This window comes from Paenibacillus sp. FSL M7-1414, assembly GCF_038003195.1.
GTDB classification, from domain to species: domain Bacteria; phylum Bacillota; class Bacilli; order Paenibacillales; family Paenibacillaceae; genus Paenibacillus; species Paenibacillus amylolyticus.
In genome coordinates, this window is the sequence record NZ_JBBOOS010000001.1 from 1568678 (window position 1) to 1588769 (window position 20092).

A 20092-nucleotide genomic window follows, 5' to 3' on the forward strand; every position below is an offset into this window, starting at 1 on the left:
ATCATCCCATAAATGTCCGCTTTTTGTCAATAGTATCCGTGAAATTTAATGGATTAAATATGAAATTTAATATTTGTGTTATTTTATATAACTTATTGTGTTATTTATTTTGTGAAGTACAGGGAGGACTATATATAAGGAAGGACTATATATAAATGAATCAATAAGATCGGCTCTTACCGAAAAAGAGGGGATCAAATCTAATAATATGCAGTTCATGGGTAAAGATGACGAGATTATGCGATTTTTGATGAAAATGCCTAGCTGAAAAAGAAGTATTAAAAAATACTTTACTTTTAGTTCTGAACCCGGTATAATCAATTCTGTTGCCGATTATTTACGACATGCGGTCGTGGTGGAATGGCAGACACGCTATCTTGAGGGGGTAGTGGGCGTATGCCCGTGGAGGTTCGAGTCCTCTCGACCGCATCATATGAACGATTAAAAAGAAGCTTTCCATTAATGGGAAGCTTCTTTTTTTTGTCTTTTTCGAACAGTATGACATCTGGGTTGAAAAAAGGCCATCCATTACCGGAGGAATGTTGCTCTACCTTCCGGCTACGGGTGGCCTGTGTATTATTTTTGCAGCAAATTCTTGATATCTTCTTCAATCTTGTCCGGTGTTGTTTTGGGAGCATAACGTTTAATGACCTGTCCGTTCTGATCCACGAGGAATTTGGTGAAATTCCATTTGATTGCTTTGGAGCCGAGCAGGCCAGGAGCTTCTGTGCTCAGGTGTTGGAAAAGAGGGTGAGCGCTTGAGCCGTTCACATCAATTTTCTCAAACATGGGGAAGCTCACGCTATAATTCATCTGACAGAACTCGGCAATATCGTCGGAAGATCCTTTTTCCTGTGCAAACTGGTTGCTTGGGAAACCAAGCACTTCAAATGGAGCATCTTGAAATTTGTCTTGCAATTCTTGCAGACCTTTGAATTGAGGGGTAAGGCCGCATGAGCTTGCCGTATTCACAATCAGGAGCACTTTGTCACGGTAGTCGGACATTTCAACTTCTTGACCGCGAAGGGTATTCACTTTGTAATCGTAGACTGTCATCTAAATCGCCTCCATTTATTTACTCTTATATCTTCTATTATATTGGTTGCAATTAAATATTGCAAAACTAATATGGTGTTAAAAGAATCAAAACAGGCAAGTTGTGCAGAATACGTGAATGAATTGCGAAGTGATTTACGCCAGAGTGAGAATTAGATAGCCTTGAAGAGATAGATAGAGTATAACTTTGTTGTAAGCGTTATTATGGATAGGAATTGGCAAAAATCTGCCGATTTGGTGATCTGGGCGGACTTTACACCGACATGGCACGGGTGTATGATTCATAACGTAATTTCAATTTAAACTAAAATGTACTTGAAAAACGAAACAAACGATAATATCGCTCGATCTTATCCTTAAGATATACGAACGATGTTTTAATCGCTGAGTTTCCATTCATTGATGAGTGGAAAACGGGGGAACCAACGGAATGCGCTGTCCAGGACAGTGGGCATTCATGGGGTGAATTTTCCGGTGACAGCCGGAAATAGGGCGACTCTCGCGCCCGAATCCGTCAGCTAACCTCGTAAGCGTTAAAGGGAGAGGCAACAAGCCGTACGCTGGTTCATGGTGTTTTCGCCATGGATTATTTAAGAAGCGTTCGGGAGGCCTTGGTCCCCCACGCTTCTTTTTTGTTGTCTTTTCACGCCAAGGGAGGAACGAATGATGGATACTGAGATGATCTTAGTGACTGCTCCAAATGAAGCAGGACGTAAATTTATCAAATTGCTGATGTACAAAAAAATGCCGTTTGCCGTTCTAACCAACAGTGCAGGGGAAGAGCGCAGACTCCGTAGAATCGGAGTAGAACATGTCATTCGCATGAACACGGCTGCAGCTCAAAAGTGGTTTTTGCCGCAGGGCAGCGTAGGCAACGTGTTTATTTTCGAAAACAGCCTGAATCTGACCTGTCGTTATTTACAGATCTGCCGTTCATGGACATCGAAATCCCTGTGCGTCATTACGGAGCAGAGTCATCCTAAGGGCATCTATCGGGGCATGGGCGCAGACCGGATCGTATATTCGCTCAATGGGGAAGTTGGCTTTCTCCTCAATGGTTAATGCCATAGCTTGTGATTGCTCAGGTGTAAGGTGCCTGTTATAATTGAATGTATCGATAAACGGAAGTTTGAGGAGACTCATGCAGGATGGTGAGTCTTCTTTTTTATGGTTTTAAAGGTAGTTCAAGACTTTTTGAACACGAACTTTTAGATTAGGATCAGGAATCACCTGTGGCTTACAAGGAGGAATTGGCATGCCGGATGTAGGTGGATTGAAATGGTTGTTTTTTGATGTTGGAGATACGCTGGTGGATGAATGGGAGCCGGTTGATGATATTATCGGACAGTTTGTCCGTGAAGCTTGTGCTTTGGGGTATCCGGTGAAGATTGAGGCGGTACGCGAACTGTTCGCGAACTGTTACCGAAAATATGAGCAATGGCCTATGAGAGTGGCAATTCGCACATTTGTTGAAGACGAGGGGCATCAAAAACAGATTCAGGACAAGCTGAAGTTTCAAAAAGATCTTGAACGTCCTTTTCCTTCAGCAGATTTTGTTCTTCAGCAGTTGTCACGGCATTATCGCATTGGCATTATTGCCAATCAGAGTCCTGGAACGGAAGAGAGACTGGAGAGTTACGGCTTGCGGAAGTATGTTGATGTTCTGGCATGTTCAGCTGAAGAAGGAGTGTCCAAGCCAGACCCTGAGTTATACGCTGTGGCCTTGAAGCAGGCCGGTTGTGAACCGGAGGAAGCCGTCATGATCGGAGATCGGATCGATAACGACATTATACCTGCTCGGAATCTGGGCATGCGTACGATTCGAATTATGCAGGGTTACGGAAGATTCCAGCCAGAACTATCGGATGACAACCGTGCGGATTGGACTGTTGATTCATTGGATCAACTCCTGCCGTTACTGATGCCAAATCAGGATTAGATTCAGATGGTTGTTTAATGGATTGCAACAATAAAGGCTGATCAACTTAGGTATTCTATACCCAAGTTGATCAGCCTTTTTAGTATTTAGTCGATAAGAACGAGATTAGAATAAACGAATCGTCTGAATGATCAGATATACATTCAGCACAACGATAATCGCGGCAATGACCCATGAGATGATTTTTAGCCACAATTTGTTGGCGAATGCACCCATGCTTTTTTTATCACTCGTGAACATCACCAGGGGAATTACAGCAAACGGCAATTGAAGCGACAGGACGACCTGGCTCAAAATGAGTAGTTCTTCTGTGCCATGTTCTCCTGCAATGGCTGTCACAATTACCGCGGGGATGATGGCGATCAGACGTGTGACCAGTCTGCGTAGCCAAGCCGGAATTCGAATGTTCAGGAAACCTTCCATAACGATCTGCCCAGCGAGTGTACCTGTAAGGGTAGAGTTCTGACCTGATGCTAACAGCGCCACACCGAACAGGATACTTGCAACCGTAGTACCCAATAGAGGTGTCAGCAGATGATAGGCATCAGCGATCTCGGCAACCTGCGTCATACCAGCACTGTGAAATACAGCGGCAGATACAATCAGGATGGCTGCATTGATGAACAGGGCCAGTGTCAACGCGATTGTAGAATCCATGGTCGAGTACCGAATGGCTTCTTTTTTGCCCTGTGGGGTCTGTTCGATCTGACGGGTCTGCACAATGGAAGAATGCAGATACAGATTATGCGGCATCACGGTTGCTCCGATAATACCAATGGCGATATAAAGCATGGCTGGGTTTTGCAGAATCTCAACATTTGGTACAAAACCATGGAGAACACCGCCCATATCCGGTTTCGCCAGAAACAGATCAATCCCGAAGCAGAGGGCTATGGTTGCCATCAGCACAATGACAAGTGTTTCCAGAGCGCGGAAACCTTTGTTTTGCAGTACAAGAATCAGGAGTACATCAACTGCGGTGATGATAACGCCGTATAACATGGGGATGTTAAATAACAGTTTTAATGCGATAGCAGAACCAATGACTTCAGCCAGATCGGTAGCTGCAATGGCAAGCTCACACAGAATCCATAACATCATAACAACAGGCATGCTGAATCGTTCACGACAGGCTTGAGCCAGATCCCGTCCAGTGACGATGCCAAGCTTGCCAGCCAGCGACTGAAGGACAACGGCCATCAGGTTCGATAACAGGATAACGGATAACAAGGTATACCCGAACTGCGAGCCGCCTGCGATATCTGTTGCCCAGTTCCCCGGGTCCATGTAACCTACGGCAACGAGGTATCCTGGGCCTACAAAGGCGAGGAATTTCTTCCACCATGCAGCATTCTGCGGAACTTTCATGGAACTATGTGCTTCTCCAAGGGAAGGGGCCATGCCCGCAGTAGATAATGATTCTCTTGAAGGAGCGTTGAACGGATTTTTTTTACTCATACGATAATCACCTGACTTTGAATTATTGATTTTGAGATATTGATGCGGTACAAACCACTCATGATATATCTAAATTTTTATGTTTATTGTTACATTGTACTCCTTCAATTATTTTTGTCTAGTGCAACTTTTATGTATCAGCACAAAATTTCGGTTATAGCTTGAAGATGCCCCTTCGTATATTACCGAACCTTAGGGAAAATACAGCCATGGCATTGAAATGCATGAAAATAATAAAGTTGTAAAAGCTGATAAAGATACAAAATTGCGTTTCAAAATGAGCCAGAAGTTTAAATTGAAAGGAAGGCAGTAAAAAAACTATATGGATAAGGGAGAGATTCTTAATGGAAGCTTTATATACAGCAGTAGCGACAGTTAAAGGTGGACGTACAGGTTCGGTGACTTCTTCGGATGGCGTGCTCAAGCATGATCTGAAAATGCCAAAAGAGCTTGGTGGCTCCGGTGGTGAAGGTACTAACCCTGAGCAACTTTTTGCCGCTGGATATGGAGCATGTTATGAAAGTGCCCTTGCCAATGTAGCACGTAAAGCAGGTGTGAAATTGGAGGATGTGGTCGTTACAAGTAACGTATCCATTGGTAAAGACCCTGCGGATGACGGTTTCCAGCTGTCTGTTCGTCTGGACGTTAGCATGCCTGGTGTAGATCACAGTCAAGCAGAGGAATTGGCCCGCAAGGCGCATGATTTCTGTCCATATTCCAAAGCAACACGCGGCAACATTGATGTTGTATTAAACGTAGTTTAAGATTTGACTCCTGGTAAGTAAAGGGAACATATAGAGCAGGTTATCCCAGATACCTGATGTTCGACTACAAAGCCCTGCTGGCAATCGGCAGGGTTTTGTGTTGATTATCATATAAGGACATGATGCAGGAGATTAGATGCCAGATCGCGTACTATTTTACATAATTGCACTCCCACTTCATGCTACACATTCCATAAAGGGGGAACGAAGATGAGTATTGAAGAGATGATCGAGCGGCGATTTGTATGTACAAAATGCAGAGGCACGGATTGTAACATTAAGGAAGTTTCCATGTCAGGAGCAGGCCTGAGTAAGATGTTTGATATACAGCATAATCACTACTTGTTCGTGGCTTGTGCTTCCTGCGGGTATGTTGAAGTATTTGATCCGGATGTCTTGAAAGGGAAAAAACAGGGACAGGTAGGGACGATTCTGGATATTCTGTTTGGCGGGTAGACATGCGCGAGTTGACATTGATCTGAATTTTCTTTAATATAACTTAGTACTGAGTAGTGTCATTGCATGAACCAAATTTGAATTAAACAGGTGATATCCATGTCTTATAGACCGCGTATTGCAGATTTAGAATTAGCTTATGGTAACAAGGAAGACGGATTGTATGAATTCAAAATGAATTTGGTAGACGGTACAAAATGCCGTGTATTCTACACCCGTTCCCCGGAATGGAAGATGACCAATATCAGCCGTCTGCAGAAAACCCCTTGTCCAGTATGTCGCAAAGATTTCATTTGCAAATGTATGGACCAGTGGGCAAGTGACCTGCATCAACAGATGATCGATGACCAATGGATGGAAAAGGCAGTTACGGAGTAATTGTCGGACAGATACGAGCGTGGGCACAATGCCTGCGCTCTTTTTCTTTTATTTCCCATTAATGCGTGTTCAAAAAGAGCGGTGTTCATTCTTTTTGAACTACCTCTAGAAATAAATTTAGAATTAGTGAACAAGATGGCCCAGATTGGGTAAGTTACTCTAACCGCAACAATAGGAGGCAGCCAATATGACAGCAAATCAAACAGATGTGCATCAGGGACATCCGATCGTACTGGTGGATGGTGTCTGTCACTTCTGCCAGGGCTTAACCAAATGGATTATCAAGCGTGACCCGGAAGGAAAATATCATTTTGCATCGCTTCAATCGGATGTAGCCAAGGAACTGCTGGCGAAGGGAAATTTGTCGACAGACAGTATGGACACCTTTGTTCTGATTGAAAATGGAAAATACTATACACGTTCAACCGCCGCACTGCGATTGGCTAAGGGTCTAAAGTTTCCTTATCCGTTGTTATATGTGTTCATCATCATACCGAAATTTATTCGTAATGCAGTCTATAACTGGGTTGCTCGCAACCGTTATCGCTGGTTTGGCAAGGATGAAGCGTGTATGTTGCCTACACCGGAGATCAAAGATCGATTTCTGTGAAAAAGTCTCGTGCGACACATTGTATCCAAATTTGATGATTAATAGCGGAAATAATTGGGTAATGACTACAGATCATATCTATTTTGGGAGGAAAACAACTTGAAGAAGTGGACTACATTAATTATCGGGGCATTATTAGCAGTAAGCTTGGCAGCATGCGGAAACGACACAGACAACACGGCAACGCCGCCAGCGACCAACAATGAAACATCTAATGAGGGTAATACACCTGCGGAGCAGGAAACAAAGATCCCTACCCTGGATGAGTTGATTACCAAAACGAATGCAGCAACCAAAGAAATGAAAAGCTTCACAACTGAAGCAAACATTGATCAGAATCTGAAACTGGATGCTGGTGAACAGTCCCAGGATCAACAGGTTAAAACATCGCTCAAAATGGATATCATCAAAGATCCAATGATGATCTACCAAGAGATGAAAATGGAAATGTCTGGGCAGGAAGCGCAGAATGTAAAGCAATACATCACTTCAGATATGATCTATTCACAAGTGGGAGAACAATGGGTTAAAATTCCTGAAGCTCAAACCAAAGAATTGGTGGAGCAGATGAAAGCAAGCATGAATCCGGAAGGTGAATTGGAGCAATTCAAAAAGATTGAAGAAGATACTGAAGTGACCGAAGAAGGCGACAATTATGTGATTAACGCTGACGTATCCGGTGATAACGTAAAGGAACTGGCCAAAGCCGTGATGGAGCAAAACGGATCGAATGCCCAGACCCAAGCGATGCTTGAACAAATGAATATTACAAGCATGAAGATGAAATATATGATTAACAAGGAAACCTATCTGCCTGCAGGTACGGATGTAAACATGGTCATGGAGATGGAACAGAATGGACAGAAAATGACGATGGACATGAAGATGAACAGTACATTTTCTAACCACGATCAAGTGGAAGAGATCAAGATTCCACAAGAAGCATTGGATAGCGCTAAATAATTTGGTTATGCCAAATGTGCTGAAGATGATTTAATGCGGTAAGCAAGCATCAATGTATGCCGTTTGCAGAGCACCTCTGAACTAGATCTGTGTGAGCCGAGAGGTTTACCGGATTAGAATCAGGGGTGTTTTTCTGTTTAGCGGAGATTATGGTCAGGGTTCAAGGTGTTATAGTATAGTCATATTGAAGTAGAGAGGGGGATATAAAAGATGATTGAATATGCACACATCCACCATGTTAGTCTGGCTGTACGTGATCTGGAAATCGCGAAGAAGTTCTACTCGGGGTTACTAGGCATGCAGGAGATTGAACGTCCAGCCTTCCGCTCCACGGGTACATGGTACGCTATCGGCAGCCAGCAGCTTCATCTGCTTCAGCACCCGGAGGGTCACACGTTACGTGAGGCTGGGATTGATACTACAGACGGTCACTTTGCGATCTGGGTCACCAGTTATTCAGGGACTATAGCCTGGCTGGAGCAGCAGGGAATTGAGTATGAAGCGAGACCTGACAGTGTGGCTGGATTCGCGCAGATTTTTGTACTTGATCCGGACCGTAACATTATTGAGTTCGATTCACCGTACAACTCTTAAGGAAAAAGGGTTAGAATAAATCCCTTGCTCCCCCAGAAATTGTATGCTATATTATCCATACATTCATAGCACGTGACGGAAGCACCGTCCATATACTGCATATTCATGCGGTTATTGGACGGTGCTTTTTTGTGCTTTTTGACAGGGAGGGAAGGAAAAATTGATTGTACTGAAGGTTGTTCTGGTTTCAAAGGATAGGGATTACATTAGCGCTTGGCTTGATTATGTACAGGGAAATTCATCTGGTCTTCATGTGCGTTTCACAGCATTCTCCCAAGGGGATTCGTTCAAGGATCACATGAAAGAGCAAGAAGGTAGAGAATTACCGGATCTGGTTATTGCGGAACCGGAGTTTCTGAATGACTGGCTGAATAACGGGGGAGAAGTATCAGGTGTACCTTGGCTAATGCTTAGTGAAGGGATGGAGGAGGTGGATGAGGCCAAGCAGCTGATGAAATATCAACCCTTGCCTGCTTTGCTGGATGCTGTGATGCATGCTTGCCGGCAGCCGCGCCGTAAGAAGGTTCACCATCCAGGGCAAGAGACTCTCTCCATCGGTGTAGTATCCGCTTCGGGTGGAAGTGGCAAAACGGCAGTGGCCCTGCATATGGCGAAGCAATTGGGACTTGCAGGTTATGCTGTTCTCTATCTGAATCTGGAGACGCTGGACAGTACGCTCCCGTTTCTGGAAAAGGGACTAACTAGAAGTGGGCAGCGTCACCCGGATGCGGAGACGGGATTGTCCCGCCTGTTATACGATCTGAAGGTGGGCAGGAAGGAATCCGGCAAGCAGTTACAGGTACAATCGAAGGGCGTAGATGGATATGTGGTCCGGCATGAAGCGTTGAAATCCGATGTGTTCTGGCCATTATCGAATCGGAAAGAACTGTTGCAAATGACTCGTGAGGATACGTCGAATCTGCTTCGTTATTTAACGGATTGTGGACAGTATGACGTGTTGATTCTGGATGGGGATTCCGGTTGGGATGGGCGCAGTGAAGGGGTGTTGGATACTGCAGATGCATTTGTCTGGCTGGTTGAGGATGATATATCTGCCATGCATCGTTGGGGACAATGGTTACAGCATGCTGTGCGTACGAAGCCAGATTTGTATGAAAGTATGCTCGAGCGTTCACGCTTTGTGGTTAACAAATATCGGGACAATGTCGTCAATGTACTCCCACGCCCTGATCTGCATCTGGATGCAGTGTTGCCCTATATTCCTTCTTGGAAGCAACTCAGTCAGGAGGAAGTCATGCTTAGTTCTCCGATCTTCCAACGTGAAGTGAAGAGATTATGTGCCATGCTGGTACAAGATGGCGAAGAAGAATTGAAGCAGACGGGACGAATTCAGAAGCAGGATCGGTGGGCACTATGACGGATTCATCCAATAGAATACTGGATCGTGAAGAACAGTTTCAGATGATGCGCAGGGAAGTCAGGGCTGGCCTCGATTTAACCTCTTCCGCAGGAGATGATGAACTGTGGCAGGGGATAGAACGCAAAGTTCTTACTGACCCGAAGCTGGATGATCTGACCTCAGGAGAGCGTCATACGCTGGTACAGCGATTATTTGACTCCTTTCGTGGATTGGATATTTTGCAGCCACTTGTGGATCATCCCGATATTACGGAGATTATGATCAATAGTCACAAGGAGATTTTTGTGGAACAGGAAGGTGAAGTCAGCCAGATCACCCTTGAATTTGAGTCAAGGGAACGGCTCGAGGATATTATCCAGATGATTGTGTCCGGGGTAAACCGGATTGTGAATGAGTCTTCTCCAATCGTAGATGCCCGTTTAAAGGATGGTTCCCGGGTCAATATCGTGTTGCCGCCTATTGCTTTGAAAGGCCCCACGATGACGATTCGTAAATTTCCCAGTGAACCGATGAAGATGTCCGATCTGATTGAAAAGGGAGCCCTGCATGAAGAAGCGGCAGAATTATTGCAGCAGTTGGTACGGAGCAAATACAACATCTTCATTGGAGGTGGGACCGGATCGGGAAAAACGACCTTTCTGAACGCATTATCACAGTTCATCCCTGCCGATGAGCGGATTATTACCATTGAGGATTCGGCTGAGTTACAGATTGTTACGGTACCCAATCTGGTATCACTGGAAACGCGGAATGCAAACACCGAAGGCAAGGGACAGATATCTATTCGGGATCTGATCAAATCTTCCTTACGGATGCGTCCGAACCGGATTGTGATTGGGGAAGTCAGGGGCGCAGAAGCGCTGGATATGTTACAGGCCATGAACACAGGACATGATGGAAGCTTATCAACTGGGCACGCCAATACCATCTCGGACATGATCAGCAGACTCGAAACGATGGTGCTTAGCGGTGCGGATCTTCCTATTGCGGTTGTAAGGCAGCAGATTAGTTCAGCAATCGATATTTTTGTACATCTGTCCCGGCTACGAGACCGCTCACGGCGGGTGACAGAGATTAGTGAAGTGATTGGCATGCAGGACGGTGAGGTTATGCTGAATCCACTGTTTCGTTTCCAGGAACAAGAAGAGCGTGAAGGCAAAATTATTGGCGGGTTAGTGCAGGTTGGAAAGTTGAATCAGGTGGATAAAATTCAGATGGCTGGGCTCGGGGAATGGCTGGATGAATACATAGAACAATATAGTGTTGGAATAGATTCATCAGATAACAACGTGAATTAAAGCCATTGGAAGGTGATTACTGTTGGGTGAAGCCAGACAGATGTTGACGGATTACACCGTATATACGCTTTCCCGGAGACAACGAATGGTCTGTATGCTGATTAGTGGTCTGCTGTTTTTTGGCATCGGAATTCTGTTCTACCATCACTGGTTGGCTGGAGCGATCCTGGCTGCGGGTTGCATATGGGTACCAAAACATTGGACTAAAGTGCTGTTGGAACGAAGAAGAATGACACTCAGTTTACATTTTAAGCAAGCGTTATATGCATTATCTTCGGCACTGGCCGCAGGAAAATCGGTGGAAAATGGATTCAAGGAATCCGTGGAGGATCTGCGGATGTTGAACCCGGAAGCGGATACCGATCTGATTCGTGAGTTCACGATATTGCGGACACGGATGGAGTATGGACAACCAATTGAAGAGGCACTACAGGATTTTTCGGATCGGGCGCAGATTGAAGATATTACGAACTTTGCAGATGTGTTCATTACGTGCAAACGAACTGGCGGGGATCTGGTTGAGGTTGTGCGTCGTACCTCTGCGGTGATTGGTGAGAAGCTGGATATTCAGCAGGATATTATGGTCGCGGTATCGCAGAAAAAGTTCGAATCAAAGGTGATGTTTGCCGCTCCATTTATTTTTCTGATATTCCTCAATCTGACCGCCAAGGACTTTATGGAGCCGTTATATAGCGGGATGGGGTACCTCATCTCTAGTGGAGCATTGGTAGTACTCGCCTGCTGTTATATGTGGATTAATCGCATTATGGATATCAAAGTATAAGGAGCTGAAACGATGCTGCTTCCCGTTATAGTCGCAGGGATGCTCGGAGCGGGATGGCTGGTGCTGGATCGAACCCGGGGGCAGACCTACCGGCATCTGCGCAAGCTGGATATGGAAGGATTACGACTGAAAAAATTGCATGGTCCCTTCCTGTTTATATTGGACAAGTTCGAGATTGGACGCAGATTGCCAGTGCTCATGTTTCGAATGCAACATGCCATTCAGAAAATGTACGGCATACAGCACAGTGGAGAGAAAACGATGCTGTATTGCGCCGAGATGTTGACCTACACGTGGCTCATGCTGCTGGTGGGCTGCCTGTTATCACTCGTTGGAGATATGGGCATCGGAGGTATGGTGGGTGGGCTCGCGCTTGGTGCAGCGTTGCCTTTTGCGCTCTACAAAGACCTCAATACAAAGGTGCAGCGAAGAGACCAGGATATTCTTATGGAACTGCCTGAGCTACTGAACCGAATTGTACTGCTGGTTGGCGCAGGGGAGACCGTGCAACGTGCCATCGTTCACTGTGTGACAAGCCAGGGGGAACGGAATCATCCGTTGTACAACGAACTCAGAAAGACGGTGGGGGATTGGAATAATGGTTACTCTTTTCAACAATCATTTGAACAGTTCAGTCGTCGCTGCGGCGTACAGGAAGTGACGATTTTTACGACAACAGTGCTGCTGAATTTCCGACGTGGGGGAGGTGACTTTGTATTGGCGCTGCGGGATCTGTCACATGTGTTGTGGGAGAAACGCAAGGCTGTCAGTCGGGCGAAGGGAGAACAGGCTTCTTCCAAACTGGTGTTTCCAATGGTACTGATCTTTTTTACGATTGTGGTCATGATCGGGGCACCTGCTTTTATGATGATGAATATGTAGGAGGAATTGGGATGATGGAAGTGTTAAAAAACAAGGTAAGCGCATTTTGGAAAGAAGAGGACGGACTCGGCACGTTGGAACTGATTCTGATTATCGGGGTTATTATCATTATTGCTTTGATTTTTAAAAACCAAATTAAGACGTTGGTAGAGAGACTGTTAACTAATGTGAGTAATAAAAGTAATGAATTTTTCGAATAACAAGTTCAAAAAGGAAGAAGGGAGCTTCACCGTTGAAGCTTCCCTGATCTTCCCTGTTGTGCTGTTTATTCTTGTGTTGTTGCTCTTCTTTACCATGTACATGTATCAAAAGACATTCCTGAATCAACATGCTTATGCAGCTTCGGAACGTGCAGCCTATAGCTGGGACAACAGCCACAAACAGGCGATGACAGGTGAATTTGTCGCTGGAGAACATGACAATCTGTACTGGAGACTGACGGACGATCGTATGCTTGGCGCGCTGTTTGGCTGGGCGGGAGCGGATAATCAGGTTAGCGTTTCTATACCTGCTGGTGAAGGCGGCAATCTCTCGGAACAGAAATTAGCACAAGCGGTGCAACATATACCCTCAGCTATGAAAGGAACGATTGAGTATCAGAATTCTCTGATTCAGCGGAAAGTAACAACCAAGCTGGAACAAGTAATATCTTTGCCTCTTCCTTCTTTTTTGTTCGATTCAGGTAACCGTGTCCTCACTCAAGGATCGTCCGCAGTTGTTGAACCGGTTGAATTCATTCGAACGGTAGATTTAATCCGGTATTATGCAGCCAAGTTTAAAGGGAAAGGCAGTGCGGCGACCAGTACAGCGGCAGAAGCCGGACAGGTTGTGCAGCATTTTGGCAAAAGCAAAAAGTGAGAAAAGGAGGAGGGCGGAGCTGTTTAGAAAAAAAGACGGTGAGTCGGGAGCCGTAACCCTTTTTTTAATATTAATATTGGCCGGAGTTTATATGTTTGTCGCAATATTTATTGATTACGCTCGTATAGCGGCATTCAAGGTGCAGACCGAACGCATGACTCATGCTGCGATGAGATCCGTCATGTCAGCCTATGACACATCACTCCGGGAGTATGGTTTATTCGGGTATGGGGACAGCAGTGGGGATGCAATTATGGCTAAAGTGTTGAATGATAGCGTGAAGCCTTCAGCTGTAAAAGATGGATTTCCCATTCTGGATATCCAGTGGGATACAACATCGCTGAGCATGGAGCGTGAACTGGGCAGATACGATATATTTAATCGCCAGATTCAGGAGGATATGAAGTATCGGGCTCCGGTTGATTTTACCCTTGAAGTGATCAATCGGTTCAAACCGATATCAGACGAGATGAAGGAAGCCGCGCACACGGTAGACTTGCTGAAAAAATTACAGAAGTTATATGACAAACGTGAAGAATTACTGGATGAAGCCATTGCCAATCAGACAGAATCCGCGGAGAAACTGAAGAATCTTCCAAAGTTGATCATGGACCCGCCTTCACAGGCCATCTATGAAGAGATGCTGGAAGATACACCAGAGACAGCTGCCGAGGCAGCGGCACGTTATGCAGATTATCTGAACAAGAAACAGGCGGATGAGGGACTGCCGTTCAGAGAGCAACAATACATATTGGAACTGGCTCGTTATCGGACTGGTGTTGGTAATGTGGTGACAGGCATCAGCATGATCATACAGCCCGCGTTACAGGCCCATCAAACAAAGCTGGAGGAAGCACAGTCCAAAATCGAAGAAGCGCGCAAAGTTAATGAGGAAATGAAACGTGTGATCGCGGAGGGGGAGAACCGTTCGCAGAATGCGAGCTATGACAACGTGGGCAACTCGAGTTTGCCTGGAACGAGTCCTACATCTACTGGATCAGGCAGTGAAGCTAAAAGCACACGTTCTCTTGCTTCTGAGCTTGTGAGGGCAGATAGCCTATTTGATCAATTGAAGGCACGGGTTGTTTCCCAAAATTCGGACTTCTCTAACGTTAGAAGAGACAACATGGAATTGAATACACAGCTTCGCAGTGTCACGGCCATGAGCGGTGTTCCGATTAAACCGGCGGTCAGACAGGCAAGTCAGGTTACGGAACGATATATGGACACCTATGTAAGTAGCGGTCCTGCCAATCTCATCCAACAGAGTAAACAGCAGCTGGAGAGTGGTCGTGGGTCGGATGCCCAGCGCAAAGCAAATGACAAAGAATCCAAAGGGAAATTGAAGGAAGTCAAACGAATCTTGTCGCAGATTCAGAATGGAAGCTCGGGTTCCATGGACGCTTTCAAACAGTTGGAGGAATATTACAACGCTAATATTGCTTTTAACGAGGCTAGTCGTGAGGAAGCCAAAAAGGCAGAGATTGCTGGAGATCCCTATGACTCTGGTGGCGATGCCATGAAGGGGATGGACAGTTTGTTTGGCGGGATGTCCGGTCTGCTGGACAGTCTTGGCGACGAATTGTTTCAGAATGAATATGCTTTAGCCTATTTCAACTCCATGGATTTTGGTCAGTTATTTACCTGGACTGAAGGTAGTGGAGATGCTGGTGATGTTTTCAAACTGGAGAATCAGGAACTGGAGTATATCGTTTACGGGTTTCATAATCCTTCGGGTAACATCGCTGCGGCATATGCGGAGATATTTGGTATGCGGCTGGCTATTCGGACGGCAGAAGGGTTAATTGAGCACAGCAAGCTTGGGAATCCACTTCTGGTTTTATCGGCGGCAATCTTATATGGGATTACAAACGCCATCGCGGATATGGCGAAACTAGCAAAAGAGGGCAGTGTTGAATTGTCCAAGTATATCAAAGTCAAACTGACGTACAGGGACCATCTCCGATTGTTCCTATTGATGCATAGCAACAATGAACGCAAAATGTCCAGAATGCTGGCGCTAATTCGATTGAATACCGGTGTGAATCCAGATGAGAAACAGACGTATGCTTCGGGTAACATGCGTAGTAGCATCAAGCTGTGGTTTTTACCAGGGGTGGTTAGAAGCATAGGTGCAGTTATGGGTAGTGCGGACCAAGTTGAAGATGGACGATTTTTCATTGAGCGGAAGGCGGATTATTCCTATTGAATGATCAGGATCGTTTCGGTGGAGGGATTATGGATAAGCAGCAACATTATGAAAAAGAAAGCGCACAAAAGCAGATTCGTTTAACACGAATAATCAGATTGCAGCGTTTGAAGTCTCTCAAAAAGCAGATATGTTCTCCAAAAAAGGAACAGGGTAGCATGGTTCTGGAAGCTTCACTGGTGTTACCTGTCTTTCTATTCTTTATCATGTTTCTCATCTTCATAGTGCAAATGACTCTAATCTCCACAGCGCTACAGAGCACGGCAGGGGAAGCGGTGAAGCAATTGTCAACGAAAATATATCCCGTTTCCCTTGCATTCACATCTTCTGATTCTGCCGGCGGAGAAGGTTCAGGAGGGGGCTTGAAGATACCAGAGTTATCACTGACGGAATGGGCAGAAGGTTATGCTTCTTCTCTACCCGAGCCTTTAAGTGATTGGGTACGTTCAGCGGCGGCCAGAGGTGAACAGCCACTACAGGAGATCAAAACATCCGTCTTGGAAACCGTACTTGATCCCACGGTAAAACCGCTGCTTCAACCTTTTATCGAGCCAACGCTGCTTAATATGGAACGTGTTCATGTGAATGGTATTTCAATACCTGATCTCAAAAACAAAACAAATCCATATTTCCGACTTGAGCTGAGTTATGAATTGCCTATAAAAGTCCCCTTTCTCAGTAAACCGCTTCGGATTCAGGCTGCTGCGGCAGAACGGGTATGGATTGGAGATACCGGAGAAGGATCAGATGGCAGCGCAGGAGACGAGGATACTGCGGGTTCAGCAACGGTACTATCGAAGCCTGACCCGGCATACATAGGCAACAATGCAACGATCAAGGTGAAGGTAGCACCAGGAGCGACAGCCAACTTAACGATATTTTACAAGTCAGGTGAAAGTTCTGCGAAGCACATCGGCTGGGCCACCGCAGATGAGAATGGAATTATTGAATGGAACTGGTTTGTTGGTACTCGGACAACAGAAGGAACATGGAGTTTTGTTGTCGAGACAGGGGACGGTGCCAAGACGGAGACTACGTTTAAGGTAGCCACCAGAAAATAAGGAAGGGGGATGATGGAGGTGGAGTGGTTTTACATTGCCTGTGGCATATACGTCATTGCAGCTTTTATTACAGATATTCGTTCAATGAAAATTCCAAATCGATTGACTTTACCCGTGACTGTTGCTGGCGTATTGGCCCATATCATATGGGGAGGTTGGGATGGTTTCTTGTTTTCAGCCGCTGGATTTGCAGCAGGTTTTGGCATTTTGTTTCTGATGTATGCGATTGGAGCCGTAGGGGCAGGAGATGTGAAATTGTTTGGTGGGATTGGCGCATGGACGGGACTTGCTTTTGGCATTCATGTCATTATTTACTCCGTTTTGTACGCGGGCGCAATTGGTCTAGTGATACTTCTATTCCGTAAAGATTCAGTGAAGAGAATTCGAGGCATGGCAGGTAGTCTTGCAGGTTTTTTTATGCTCGGTTCGCTCAAGCTGGTAAACAAAGAGAAGACATTAAAGTTTCCGTTTATGCTGGCCGTATTGCCCGGGTTTATCACGGTCTTTATCCCGGGACTGTTCCCTTAACTGAAGGAGTCGAGAAATTTGAAAATAACAATGGAAAGAGAGGATTGGCATGTATGGACTAACGAGAGATTTTATTCGTAATGGTGGGGCTTTCATGGTTTTGGAGAAAGCAGACGGGTTACGAATGGAGGAATTGAGCCGTGTACAGATGGGGATGTTGTCCTCCAATCAGATTCCGCGACTTCTTCCTGTTCATATTCGGGAAGTCGATCGAAATGTAACATTGCAGTACGACATATCAGGGTACAAGATGTTATCCCAGATGTTAAAGTCAAGCAAAATCAAATTGCGTGTTCTGTATGGTTTGTTGTTCCAACTAGCCGATGCCTTCACGGAATGCCGACAGTATATGTTGGAGCCTCGTAAATTATTGATCCAGGAAGAGTCTTTGTTCATTAACGGTTCATTCGAACAGGGTGAGCTTGGGATAGTATATGTTCCAATCATGGATACAGTTGAAGTTGATCCAACGCCTCAGCAATTCCGTGAGCTAGTGATCAGGCTGATGGCACATGTACAGGAACTGCAGGGAGAAGGCATTCAGCGTGTTCTGCAGTTATGTGACAACGAACGCTGGGATATCAGACAGTTGCGCGAGCTTCTGCTGGAGTTATACGCTGACGAGCAAGAGAATGGAGGAGGCGCAGCATTTCTCTCGTCCAGAACTTTGGACACACCCAATGATTCAAGAGGTGATCTTCATTCGTCGATTTCTGAGCGAGATAGCAGGCTAGCCACTGGTACTTCTCGGCCATATCAACTTGGTGCTCCCGTTCAAAATGCTCCTGTGGGGCCGCAACTAAATTTCCGTCAGCCGCAGAAAACAAGTGAATTCGAGGTTGAAGACATTCCGGTGAGATCTCGAACCTTTCCAGGCAGGCGCTCACCTGAGCAAGTTCCATTAGAGAGTTCAAACGGTATGGATAAGAAAGGAAGTAACTCGTATGATTCGCTAGAGCGTGTTGATATGGAAGTGGAGGAAAAGCCCGGATCTTCCAAAGTAACTTATATCATATTGGGCTGTATGGTTGCCATGGCATTGGTATGGAGATTTATTTACATGGAGCAACCGGGACAGACGCAGATGATCCTGTGTATGGTACTCAGCCTTGGCTTGCTTGGTGTAGCAGGATGGACGTGGAAGCGTAAAGGAAGCCCTCATAATGCCTCAGAGAATAAGCGGTCTTTTCAATTCAATTTAGGTAAGAACAAAGGTAAGCAAATGGAAGATGAAGAGGAACAATTTCAGGAAAGTTGGCGCTGGAATACAGCTGATAGGAAAGAGGAACGTATAAACCAAATGGTTGCATCCGCCTCAGAAGGTAGTAGCGAGCATTCCCGTTATCAAAGTCTGCATATGACACCTGAACACTCTGATCCACCGTTCGTTCAGCGCCATGTGGAAACGGCAGCTTCAACTTCAGAGCTAATTCGACAGGATGCAGTTGCGGAGGCAACCGTAAATTTGCAGAATCTGAGTGGAGGTAATGTTACAGGGGCGGGCCCGGTGATGGCGTCTTATTATCTTGAACGAAGATCTGGAAGCAGTGACCAACATGAACGGATGGATGTGCAAGGAGCATCTTTTGTCATCGGAAGATCAGCAGACATGGTTCAGTGGGTGGACACAGCGACCGGCGTGTCCCGTGCTCATGTGGAATTGAGCCGGAACAAATCGGGCTATGTGATTAAGGATCTGGGTTCCGTCAATGGCACCATTCTTCAGGGCAATATTCTTGCTCCGTATAAGGAGTATCCATTGGCGGATGGAGACACATTTACACTTGCGGAATCAGTCTACACTTATCGGTCGGTTGGATAAGACATAGTTCAATCAGTCAGATAAGCCGCGGTGCTTCAGATCTTCCAGTGCCTGGGTTAAGGTTGGGAAGGTGAACTGGAATCCGTGGTCGAGAGCTTTTTGCGGAATGACTCTCTGCCCTTGAAGCACGACAACGGATAGTTCTCCGACCAAGGTTTTAATCAGGAAGCTGGGTACGGGGAACCAGTGAGGGCGATGATACACTTTACCGACCGTACGACCGAATTCATCATTGGTAACAGGATTGGGTGAGGAAGCATTGACCGGACCTGACACTTGTTTATTTTGAATGCTAAAATCAATGAGTCTTACGATATCCATAATGTGAATCCAGCTGGTCCATTGCTTGCCACTGCCGATCTTGCCACCAACACCCAGCATATAAGGAAGTTTCATCAATGGAAAAGCACCTCTTTTATGTCCAAGAACAAGACTTACCCGGATTTTAACGAGTCTTACATTTTTGATTGCATCTGCTGCAACTTCCCATTGTTCCGAGACCCGGGAGGGGAAATTCATTGATTTTTGCGGACTGCTTTCGTCAAAGATTTCGTTAGGAGAGGTTCCATAGATGGCCATGGCAGAAGCCTGGACGACCACTTCCGGCTTTTGTTCAAGGGATTCTACCAATCGGGCTACCCGCGCTACGGTCGTGACTCTGGATTCAACAATCTCCAGCTTCGCCTTGGTTGTCCAACGTTGATTCAGTGTTTCTCCGGCAAGGTTAACAAGAGCGTCCATACCTTCCAGCAAGTGAGGTTGTTCTTCGACTTGTTCCCACGATATATATGTAAGATTTTTACTTGGATTATGCAAGTCAGGCAGTTTTCGTGTAATAACTTTCACATGGTGCCCGGCTTGCAGCCAGTAATCTACAAGTGCTCCTCCCACAAATCCGGTACCCCCACAAATGGCAATTTTCATATCAAACATCCTCTCTGTATTTTCACTGCGCTGATACATACCGTTGGATCGACAAACAGCCCCGTACGGTAAGCAATGCCTGTTGGGAACAACTTACCTGACGGAGCATATCTGTATCTAATTAACC

At 45.7% G+C, this 20092-nt stretch carries 21 protein-coding genes, 1 tRNA gene and 1 riboswitch; of the genes, 19 read left to right on the forward strand and 3 right to left on the reverse strand.

What is annotated here, in order from left to right:
• Positions 1–346 precede the first annotated feature (346 nt).
• Positions 347–429 (forward strand) — tRNA-Leu (locus MHH92_RS06990).
• Positions 430–576: 147 nt separating this feature from the next.
• Here the strand turns inward: MHH92_RS06990 and MHH92_RS06995 are convergent.
• Positions 577–1056 (reverse strand): glutathione peroxidase, encoded by a 480-nt coding sequence (locus tag MHH92_RS06995; protein ID WP_340902842.1) that lies wholly within the window; start codon positions 1054–1056, stop codon positions 577–579.
• A gap of 372 nt (positions 1057–1428) precedes the next feature.
• A riboswitch (cyclic di-AMP (ydaO/yuaA leader) is annotated at positions 1429–1604 on the forward strand.
• Between the two features lie 115 nt (positions 1605–1719).
• On the opposite strand from MHH92_RS06995, the gene MHH92_RS07000 reads away from it, so the two are divergent.
• Both MHH92_RS07000 and MHH92_RS07005 read left to right on the forward strand, forming a co-directional pair.
• On the forward strand, positions 1720–2118 hold the full coding sequence (locus MHH92_RS07000) for a hypothetical protein (RefSeq protein WP_235193755.1): 399 nt from the start codon (positions 1720–1722) through the stop codon (positions 2116–2118).
• A gap of 193 nt (positions 2119–2311) precedes the next feature.
• Entirely contained in the window at positions 2312–2995 is a 684-nt protein-coding gene (locus MHH92_RS07005; RefSeq protein ID WP_253506409.1) for an HAD family hydrolase, read from the forward strand.
• 105 nt (positions 2996–3100) lie between these two features.
• On the opposite strand, the gene MHH92_RS07010 is transcribed toward MHH92_RS07005, so the two are convergent.
• A complete protein-coding gene (locus MHH92_RS07010; protein WP_036669231.1) occupies positions 3101–4396 on the reverse strand; it encodes an Nramp family divalent metal transporter in 1296 nt (431 codons plus the stop codon).
• 401 nt (positions 4397–4797) lie between these two features.
• On the opposite strand from MHH92_RS07010, the gene MHH92_RS07015 reads away from it, so the two are divergent.
• From MHH92_RS07015 to MHH92_RS07090, 16 genes are all read left to right on the forward strand, one after another.
• Entirely contained in the window at positions 4798–5217 is a 420-nt protein-coding gene (locus MHH92_RS07015) for an organic hydroperoxide resistance protein (protein WP_036610819.1), read from the forward strand.
• Positions 5218–5427: 210 nt separating this feature from the next.
• The gene (locus MHH92_RS07020) at positions 5428–5673 is read left to right on the forward strand and encodes a zinc ribbon domain-containing protein (RefSeq protein ID WP_036610816.1); all 246 of its coding nucleotides are present in this window, start codon (positions 5428–5430) and stop codon (positions 5671–5673) included.
• A 99-nt stretch (positions 5674–5772) separates the two neighbouring features.
• Positions 5773–6051: a hypothetical protein gene (locus MHH92_RS07025; RefSeq protein ID WP_036610814.1), complete on the forward strand. Its 279-nt coding sequence runs from the start codon at positions 5773–5775 to the stop codon at positions 6049–6051.
• A 187-nt stretch (positions 6052–6238) separates the two neighbouring features.
• Positions 6239–6661: a thiol-disulfide oxidoreductase DCC family protein gene (locus MHH92_RS07030; RefSeq protein ID WP_036610812.1), complete on the forward strand. Its 423-nt coding sequence runs from the start codon at positions 6239–6241 to the stop codon at positions 6659–6661.
• A gap of 99 nt (positions 6662–6760) precedes the next feature.
• Positions 6761–7624, forward strand: coding sequence for a DUF6612 family protein (locus MHH92_RS07035; RefSeq protein WP_253506412.1), 864 nt, complete (start codon positions 6761–6763; stop codon positions 7622–7624).
• Between the two features lie 210 nt (positions 7625–7834).
• Positions 7835–8218: a VOC family protein gene (locus MHH92_RS07040; protein WP_047842030.1), complete on the forward strand. Its 384-nt coding sequence runs from the start codon at positions 7835–7837 to the stop codon at positions 8216–8218.
• A 160-nt stretch (positions 8219–8378) separates the two neighbouring features.
• Positions 8379–9596: a nucleotide-binding protein gene (locus MHH92_RS07045; RefSeq protein ID WP_340902852.1), complete on the forward strand. Its 1218-nt coding sequence runs from the start codon at positions 8379–8381 to the stop codon at positions 9594–9596.
• Positions 9593–10897 (forward strand): CpaF family protein, encoded by a 1305-nt coding sequence (locus MHH92_RS07050; protein WP_253509417.1) that lies wholly within the window; start codon positions 9593–9595, stop codon positions 10895–10897. The genes MHH92_RS07045 and MHH92_RS07050 overlap by 4 nt, the downstream gene beginning before the upstream one ends.
• Before the next feature lie 40 nt (positions 10898–10937).
• The gene (locus MHH92_RS07055) at positions 10938–11681 is read left to right on the forward strand and encodes a type II secretion system F family protein (protein WP_076251735.1); all 744 of its coding nucleotides are present in this window, start codon (positions 10938–10940) and stop codon (positions 11679–11681) included.
• Positions 11682–11693: 12 nt separating this feature from the next.
• Complete coding sequence (locus tag MHH92_RS07060; protein WP_047842033.1) at positions 11694–12563, forward strand: type II secretion system F family protein; 870 nt, start codon at positions 11694–11696, stop codon at positions 12561–12563.
• An 11-nt stretch (positions 12564–12574) separates the two neighbouring features.
• Positions 12575–12763, forward strand: a complete 189-nt coding sequence (locus MHH92_RS07065) for a Flp1 family type IVb pilin (protein WP_036669085.1) — start codon at positions 12575–12577, stop codon at positions 12761–12763.
• Entirely contained in the window at positions 12747–13421 is a 675-nt protein-coding gene (locus MHH92_RS07070; protein ID WP_253506418.1) for a TadE/TadG family type IV pilus assembly protein, read from the forward strand. The genes MHH92_RS07065 and MHH92_RS07070 overlap by 17 nt, the downstream gene beginning before the upstream one ends.
• A gap of 91 nt (positions 13422–13512) precedes the next feature.
• Positions 13513–15630: a hypothetical protein gene (locus MHH92_RS07075; protein ID WP_253506420.1), complete on the forward strand. Its 2118-nt coding sequence runs from the start codon at positions 13513–13515 to the stop codon at positions 15628–15630.
• A gap of 29 nt (positions 15631–15659) precedes the next feature.
• A complete protein-coding gene (locus MHH92_RS07080) occupies positions 15660–16691 on the forward strand; it encodes a pilus assembly protein (protein ID WP_253509418.1) in 1032 nt (343 codons plus the stop codon).
• 12 nt (positions 16692–16703) lie between these two features.
• Complete coding sequence (locus MHH92_RS07085; protein ID WP_253506423.1) at positions 16704–17219, forward strand: A24 family peptidase; 516 nt, start codon at positions 16704–16706, stop codon at positions 17217–17219.
• 94 nt (positions 17220–17313) lie between these two features.
• Positions 17314–19041, forward strand: a complete 1728-nt coding sequence (locus MHH92_RS07090) for a DUF6382 domain-containing protein (RefSeq protein WP_253506425.1) — start codon at positions 17314–17316, stop codon at positions 19039–19041.
• Positions 19042–19053: 12 nt separating this feature from the next.
• Here MHH92_RS07090 and MHH92_RS07095 read toward each other — a convergent pair whose 3' ends face one another.
• Positions 19054–19965 (reverse strand): TIGR01777 family oxidoreductase, encoded by a 912-nt coding sequence (locus tag MHH92_RS07095; RefSeq protein ID WP_253506428.1) that lies wholly within the window; start codon positions 19963–19965, stop codon positions 19054–19056.
• Between the last annotated feature and the right edge of the window lie 127 nt (positions 19966–20092).